This is a genomic window from Microcystis sp. LEGE 08355, from assembly GCF_015207185.1.
In the GTDB taxonomy this organism is placed as follows: Bacteria; Cyanobacteriota; Cyanobacteriia; order Cyanobacteriales; family Microcystaceae; genus Microcystis; species Microcystis panniformis.
On record NZ_JADEXI010000687.1, the window covers coordinates 1 to 2268 of the forward strand.

General features: G+C 51.1%; 1 protein-coding gene. It reads left to right on the forward strand.

The genetic code is table 11. The features are described 5' to 3' along the window. Positions 1-301 precede the first annotated feature (301 nt). On the forward strand, positions 302-2268 hold a 1967-nt coding region (locus IQ242_RS22925), incomplete at its 3' end, for a nitrate ABC transporter ATP-binding protein (protein WP_193961535.1).

Below are 2268 nucleotides of genomic sequence, written 5' to 3' on the forward strand. Positions count from 1 at the left end.
GGCAAAAAGTTTTTCGGTGGGGGCAGGGTGTGGGGTGTGGGGAGCTTTTTCAGTAAACAGTAAACAGTAAACAGTAAACTAAAAACTCACATCTGATAACTGATAACTGATAAGTAGGTGGGTGGAATTAAATATAAGATGAACGTAGGTTGGGCTTCGGCCGTGAGCTTTTGCCGAACGGTTGAAGTATGAAACCCAACGCCCGATTATGTTACGCTACCGCTAACCCATCCTACAAATAATTGTGCCTCCCTACTTAACTGATAACTGATAACTGATAACTGATAACTGATAACTGAAAATGTCTGCATTTATTGAAGTCGATCACATTGATAAGGTTTTCCCTCTCCCCGATGGCCGTCAATATATCGCCCTAAAAAATATCGATCTCAGCGTTACTAAAGGGGAATTTATCTCTTTAATCGGTCACTCCGGTTGCGGGAAATCCACCCTCTTAAATATGGTCGCCGGACTCGATCGCCCCACGGTGGGGGGGGTGATTTTAGAGGGAAGAGAAATTCAAGACCCCGGTCCCGATCGCATGGTGGTCTTCCAGAATTATTCTCTGCTGCCGTGGTTAACCGTCCGGGAAAACATCGCCCTAGGAGTTAACCGTGTGCTGCGTCATCTGCCGGCCGCTGAACGCAAAAGTGTCATCGAACATAGTATCGATATGGTACACCTGCGCCATGCCGCCAACAAACGACCGGGAGAATTATCGGGAGGCATGAAACAACGGGTAGCGATCGCCCGCGCCTTAGCCCTACGGCCAAAAGTCCTGCTACTCGATGAACCCTTTGGGGCGCTGGATGCGTTAACCAGAGGCAATTTACAGGAACGTTTGATGGAAATCGTCGAGGAAAGCCACGTTACCTGTATCATGGTCACGCACGATGTGGATGAGGCGCTATTATTATCCGATCGAGTGGTGATGTTAACCACCGGTCCGGAGGCCCATATCGGTCAGATTCTCGATGTTCCCATTCCCCGGCCCCGGCATCGTTTAGAAGTAGTTAACCACCCTAGTTACTACTCCCTCCGTAACGAGATCGTTTATTTCCTCAACCAACAGAAGCGATCGAAGAAAGTCGGTCAACCCACCGGATCGGTGACGGTGATCGGCCAAGCTACCAGATTGAAAACCAATCCTACCATCGGTTTTATCCCCCTCACCGATTGCGCCCCGATTATTATTGCCAAAGAGAAAGGTTTCTTCGCCGAGGAAGGATTAGAGGATGTTATCCTGCAACGGGAACCCAACTGGAAAGCGCTCGCCCAAGGGGTGGCTACCGGTCGTCTCGATGCGGCCCAGATGGTGGCGGGAATGCCCCTGAGCATGACCATTGGGGCCGGCAATAAGCCCTCTGTCCCGGTGATTAGTGCTTTGGTACTCAGTCGCAACGGTAACGCCATCACCCTCAGCAATAAATACAGGGAATTGGGGGTAGAAAAACTGGAGGACTTAAAGGAGGCCGTCCTGCAAAGTCCCGATCTCGCGTTGCGAGCGCGTTGCGACCAAATCGCCACTTTCGGCATGGTTCACCCCGCCTCCATGCACAATCTGCTGTTACGCTACTGGTTAGCTAGTGGCGGCATCGATCCCGATAGTGATGTGAATTTAACCGTAATTCCGCCGCCTCAAATGGTTTCCCTACTAAAAGCGGGTAAGATCGACGGTTATTGTGTGGGGGAACCCTGGAACTCCTACGCCGTTCAGGAAAAATTAGGCTACGTTATCGCCACCGATCTTGATATTTGGCCCGGACACCAGGAAAAAGTCCTCGGGGTCAAGGAAACTTGGGCGGCGAAACATCCCGAAACCCATATCGCCATGGTGAAAGCTTTAATTAAAGCCTGTGAATACTGCGATGATCAGCGTAATCGAGAAGAAATCGTCAATATTCTCAGTCAGCCCCAGTATGTGGGCGTGGATAGCGCAATTATCCGCCCCGGTTTCCTCGATGGTTATGATCGCGGTTTAGGAACTGCCCCCGAAGCCCTATTCCGATTTAACCAGTTTTACGTCGATCAAGCTAACTGTCCGGGCCGGAGTGAGGCCCTATGGACCCTAACTCAGCTTGCCCGTTGGGGTTACGCGCCTTTCCCTCGCAACTGGGTGGAAGTGATTGAACGCGTCCGTCGTCCCGATCTGTTTGGCGAAGCTTGCCGATCCCTGGGCCTTCCCGATTTGGAACCCAATCGCCACAGTTTTGCCCTCTTTGATCATCTTATTTTCAATCCCGACGATCCGATCGGCTATCTGGAGCC